The sequence below is a fragment of the Chamaesiphon polymorphus CCALA 037 genome (genome assembly GCF_003003845.1).
In the GTDB taxonomy this organism is placed as follows: domain Bacteria; phylum Cyanobacteriota; class Cyanobacteriia; order Cyanobacteriales; family Chamaesiphonaceae; genus Chamaesiphon; species Chamaesiphon polymorphus.
In genome coordinates this window covers 1-5,287 of record NZ_PVWO01000420.1, presented here as the reverse complement: position 1 = coordinate 5,287, position 5,287 = coordinate 1, and the positions used below count along the sequence as shown (strand labels likewise).

General features: G+C 46.4%; 6 protein-coding genes. 4 read left to right on the top strand and 2 right to left on the bottom strand.

Features of this window, described 5'->3' with window-relative positions:
- Positions 1-63 precede the first annotated feature (63 nt).
- Entirely contained in the window at positions 64-324 is a 261-nt protein-coding gene (gene purS / locus C7B77_RS23380) for a phosphoribosylformylglycinamidine synthase subunit PurS (RefSeq protein WP_106310600.1), read from the top strand.
- A gap of 165 nt (positions 325-489) precedes the next feature.
- On the top strand, positions 490-1,143 hold the full coding sequence (gene purQ, locus C7B77_RS23375; protein ID WP_106310597.1) for a phosphoribosylformylglycinamidine synthase subunit PurQ: 654 nt from the start codon (positions 490-492) through the stop codon (positions 1,141-1,143).
- Between the two features lie 435 nt (positions 1,144-1,578).
- On the opposite strand, the gene C7B77_RS23365 is transcribed toward purQ, so the two are convergent.
- Both C7B77_RS23365 and C7B77_RS23360 read right to left on the bottom strand, forming a co-directional pair.
- On the bottom strand, positions 1,579-2,043 hold the full coding sequence (locus C7B77_RS23365; RefSeq protein WP_106310591.1) for a PIN domain-containing protein: 465 nt from the start codon (positions 2,041-2,043) through the stop codon (positions 1,579-1,581).
- Complete coding sequence (locus tag C7B77_RS23360; RefSeq protein WP_106310588.1) at positions 2,040-2,426, bottom strand: hypothetical protein; 387 nt, start codon at positions 2,424-2,426, stop codon at positions 2,040-2,042. The genes C7B77_RS23365 and C7B77_RS23360 overlap by 4 nt, the downstream gene beginning before the upstream one ends.
- Before the next feature lie 213 nt (positions 2,427-2,639).
- Here C7B77_RS23360 and purH point away from each other — a divergent pair, with 213 nt between their 5' ends.
- Both purH and C7B77_RS23350 read left to right on the top strand, forming a co-directional pair.
- A complete protein-coding gene (gene purH, locus C7B77_RS23355; protein ID WP_106310585.1) occupies positions 2,640-4,172 on the top strand; it encodes a bifunctional phosphoribosylaminoimidazolecarboxamide formyltransferase/IMP cyclohydrolase in 1,533 nt (510 codons plus the stop codon).
- A 147-nt stretch (positions 4,173-4,319) separates the two neighbouring features.
- The gene (locus C7B77_RS23350) at positions 4,320-5,258 is read left to right on the top strand and encodes an NAD(+) kinase (RefSeq protein WP_106310582.1); all 939 of its coding nucleotides are present in this window, start codon (positions 4,320-4,322) and stop codon (positions 5,256-5,258) included.
- The last annotated feature ends 29 nt before the right edge of the window (positions 5,259-5,287 follow it).

Below are 5,287 nucleotides of genomic sequence, written 5' to 3'. Positions count from 1 at the left end.
GCCTTAGCAGAAGCCTAACGGAGGTAATCGCTGCTCTAATTATCGCAAAGTTGAGGGATCCCGTTGAACCAAAAATATCACGCTCGCATTTACGTTACCCTTCGTCCCTCCGTCCTCGATCCCGCTGGTACGGCAGTTCAATCTGGCCTAGCCCATATGGGCTACACTGATGTCGAGAGCGTCCGCATCGGTAAATATATCGAAGTCAATCTTAATGCCGCCGACGAAACCCAAGCCCGCAGCCAACTAGATCTCATGTGCGACCAACTTTTGGCGAATCCTGTGATTGAGAATTATCGAATTGAGTTGGGAGAGGGGAGTTAGGAGTTGGGAGTTAAGAAGGTACATCTTTTAATTCAACGGTGAACCCTTAAAGCTTGACTTTAAACGAATAATTCAAACTCTCCATTTGTTCCTAACTACAACTCTCCATCACTCTCCTGTGGCGCAGCCACACTCCCAACTCCCAACTCCCAACTCCCAACTATTGTGAAATTCGGAATAATCGTCTTCCCCGGCTCCAACTGCGATCGCGATGTAGTCTACGTTACCCGCGATTTGCTCGGACAACCCACCCGCACCATCTGGCATGAAGAAACCGACTTACACGATGTCGATGTCGTCGTAGTTCCTGGTGGCTTTAGTTATGGCGACTACCTCCGCTGTGGGGCAATTGCCAAATTTTCGCCGATTATGAAGCAAGTTGTCGCCCATGCCCAGCAGGGTAAATATGTCTTAGGTATTTGCAATGGTTTTCAGGTGCTTACCGAGGCGGGATTGCTGCCTGGTGCCCTCGTCCGCAATCGCGATCTCCACTTTATTTGTGACAGGGTACCCCTCCAAGTCGAAAGTACCGATTCGATCTGGACTCAGGGTTATAGTACCACTACCCCGATCGAACTCCCGATCGCCCACGGTGAAGGCTGCTACCATGCCGATGTCGATACACTCGATCGATTAGAATCGAACGGACAAGTCTTATTTCGTTACGCTGGTACCAATCCCAACGGCTCGTTAAATAACATTGCTGGTATCTGCAACGAAACTCGCAATGTTGTCGGGATGATGCCCCACCCCGAACGAGCTGCCGATCCCCTCCTGGGAAAAGCCGATGGCATCCATTTATTTAAAAGTCTGATTTAATCGATCGCGAGTGGTGAAGATTTCACTTTAGGTTTAATCTAGATCTTGATATAACCTCAAGTGAGATAATCTAGTCTATATTTAAATGCATTAAGTCTCTTGTCTGTAGTTCGATTAATGCTGGCATCGATAAAAACTCCTGCTTCCATGCAATTATAGAGTCTATCCTGCTAAAGGAGAACTCATTGTCGTCTACTATTAAAATATTTCTGAACTTAGCAGACAAAATAATATTGTTTTTTCCTTCAGCCTGAATCGTAAGATCGTCCAAGATCTGAAGCTCTAGATCGCTTGCCATTGTTGGAAAAGAGAGCGTGCTTTTTGCAATTGAAGTTCGATCGGTTCTGTTGATTCCATCGATTAAATTAGTAGAGGTATGTAGAGCAATCTATATTACCAACAGAGTGACAAAGAGGTAGTGGATCTTCCTAACACTTAAACACTCAAATCTTGCCAAACCACCGCATTAGCAAACCGGGACAGGTGTCTAACATTAGTTGTAACTATTACTACCTCTTGCCCTGGATAGCGACTAGCCAAGTCTTGCCAAGTCGCACAAATAATCATATCGGCATCCAGCTTCAGATCTCCAGCCGTTGGTTGTCCGCTTGCCCTAGCTCTTGCCCAGATATCTGCTGCTAAATCTAAGATTCTGTCTTCTAAATATAGAAAATCAATTAACCGATCTAAATCATCTAATATAGATAATCCATCTGCAACTAATCCCTGTTTTTGCGCTAATAATAAACCTCGGCGCACTTCATAGTCACAGATTTTAGAGCTAACAACATTAGTACGAATTAACACTCTGTCGAACCATCTTTTGAGATCTAGCGTTTCTGGATTCAAATTTGGCCTACACAGTTGTCCGAGAATGCCAGAATCAATGAGTATAATCATTCTGCACTATAAAGCTTTTGCCCGCTGGGGCGTTGGTCATCTAGAATTTGTTTAAATATATCAGATTCTCGATCTGCATTTTTATCTGTAGCTAGCTGTTCCCAACGGTTATTAAATATCTGAAGCTTTCTGGCTAGCTCTTCGCGATACTCGCTCTCTGCCTGTGGAGTTTTTGGATCTAAATTGAAGTTGCATCGGTCTTTTATGTTAGGCTGTTTTAATTCCTGTTGTAAAATTTTTAGATCGATCGAGTCAATCTGGATTTGCTGCTCTGTACCAGCTAAAATCATCTCACTATCTGTCGAGTTATCGCTTGGAACGATTGCAATACATTTAGAAAGATCGACAATCTTTCCGCTAGGTAGTTGAATTGGTTGGAGCATACTAACACCTCTACTCTCTCAATTTATTCTTAAATTATAGCCACATCTAACTCAATTCTTTCAAGTCGATCGGACAAACCCCAACCATAACAAAGATTTCAGCCGCCATCCTTCCACTAGATCGAATTGAAGTCACAGAGTGTAAGTATCTCGATCTCAATACCTGAAACCCGATATACTAGCCTCTAGCCATTCCTCACACTTAACGTATATATGACTCGTTTAGCACTCCTGAGTGTATCTGACAAAACCGGACTGATTGAATTTGCGCGTCAATTAGTCGAAAAATTTGACTTTGAGATTGTCAGTAGTGGGGGCACCGCGCAAGCCTTGAAAGCCGAAGGGATCCCCGTCATGAAGGTGGCTGAATATACTGGTGCGCCGGAAATCTTGGGCGGACGGGTGAAGACATTGCACCCGAAAATACATGGGGGGATTCTGGCGCGGCGAGATATGCCCGAACATTTAGCCGATTTGGAGCAGCATCAAATTCGCCCGATCGATCTAGTGGTCGTTAATTTATATCCTTTTGCTGCGACAATTAGTAAGCCTGGAGTCAGTTTAGCAGAAGCGATCGAGCAAATCGATATCGGTGGCCCCGCGATGCTTCGCGCTTCAGCTAAGAATTTCGCCCATTTAACGGTATTATCCAATCCCGATCGCTACAACGATTATCTGGCCGAATTGACTAAAAATAGTGGAGCGGTTTCGATCGAGTTTCGGCAAGCCAGAGCATTAGAAACATTCCAACATACCGCCGCTTACGATACGGCGATTGCAGGTTATCTGGCCGAGCAAGCAGGCGAAAGTACTAATTATCAAATTTCTGCCCAACCGTTACAATCGCTCCGCTACGGCGAAAATCCCCACCAACCAGCCGCATGGTATCAGACAGGAGCCGTGCCCACGGGTTGGACGACTGCCAAAATCTTGCAGGGTAAAGAACTCAGTTATAACAATCTCGTCGATTTAGAAGCCGCACGGCGGATTATTGCTGAGTTTGGCGATACTCCCGCTGCGACGATTATCAAACATAACAATCCTTGTGGGACGGCTTTGGGCGATACTTTATTAGAGGCATACGATCGAGCTTACAATGCCGACTCTACTTCTGCTTTCGGTGGCATCGTCGCTGTCAATCGTCCGCTAGATGCCGATACCGCTCGATCGATGAGTCAAACTTTCCTTGAATGTATTGTCGCACCAGAATGTACACCCGAAGCGGCTGAAGTATTTGCCGCTAAAAAGAATCTGCGGGTATTAACGTTAGCAGATCTGGCAACTGGGACGAAAGATAATGTCAAAGTTATCGCAGGCGGACTGTTAGTTCAAGCTGCCGATGAAACGATCGAAACTACCGATAACTGGCAAGTAGTTACCACCAAACAACCAACTGAAGCAGAATTGCAAGAATTATTATTCGCATGGAAAGTCTGCAAACACGTCAAATCTAATGCGATCGTCGTTACCAAAAATCGCGCTACCATTGGCGTAGGTGCCGGACAAATGAACCGCGTCGGCTCCGCTAAAATTGCCCTCGAACAAGCTGGCACCAATGCTCAAGGCGCAATCCTCGCTAGCGACGGCTTCTTCCCCTTCGATGATTCTGTCAAAACCGCCGCCGCCGCCGGAATTACCGCGATCGTCCAACCCGGTGGTAGTATGCGCGATAACGACTCGATCGCTGCTGCTAATGAATTGGGTATAGTAATGGTGTTTACTGGTGTGCGTCACTTCTTGCATTAGTGAATAGTGGATAGTGGATAGTAGTTTTGGACGCTTGCGTCCAGATATCGGTCTCTTAATCTTGTTACTACCAAAAAATCACTGTCATCTACAATCCACTATTCACTATCCACTATCCACTATCCACTATTCACTATTCACTAACTCGTGGAACTCCAAAACGTCATCATTGCCCACAAAGCCGGAGATCGCGGCAGCAAAAACCTGGCCGAAAAAGCTGCCAAACAACTCGAACAAAAAGGTTGTCATGTAATGATGGGGCCGAGTGGAGCTAAAGACAATCCCTATCCAGTATTCCTCGGTTCTACCAGCAAACCGATCGATCTGGCGATCGTGCTTGGTGGCGATGGTACCGCACTGACGGCTGCTAGGCAACTTTCCCCCGACGGCATCCCGATCCTGGCGATCAATGCTGGTGGACATCTGGGGTTCTTGACCGAACCATTAGAACTATTTAACCTCGATACACCGATCGATGGCGAGAATATCTGGGATCGATTAGAAAGCGATCGATATGCGATCGAGCGACGCATGATGCTCCAAGCACACATATATAATGGAGACGAACGCAACGGCGAACCTGAGAGCGAAAAATTCCTCGCCCTCAATGATATGTGTATCAAGCCAGCCGCCGCAGATCGAATGCTGACTTCAATTTTAGAAATGGAAATCGATGGCGAAATTGTCGATCAATATCAAGGTGATGGACTGCTAGTTTCTACCCCTACAGGATCTACTTGCTATAATGTTTCAGCAAATGGCCCGATCGTCCATTCTGGCATGGCCGCAATTAGTATTGCGCCAATCTGTCCGTTGAGTCTCTCCAGCCGTCCAATTATCATTCCTCCCGGCTCGACTGTGAGCATTTGGCCGCTTGGCGACTACGAACTCAATACCAAACTGTGGAACGATGGGGTGCTAGCTACCTCAATTTGGCCGGGACAGCGGGTAGATGTCCAGATGGCTGACTGTCAAGCAAAGTTTGTCATCCTCCGCGACAACTACTCTTATTATCAAACCCTTCGGGAGAAGCTACTCTGGGCAGGTTCGCGCATCCGGTACGATCACCACCATACGAGGAATTAGGGAATAGGAGCGGGGAGCCGGGAGATAAG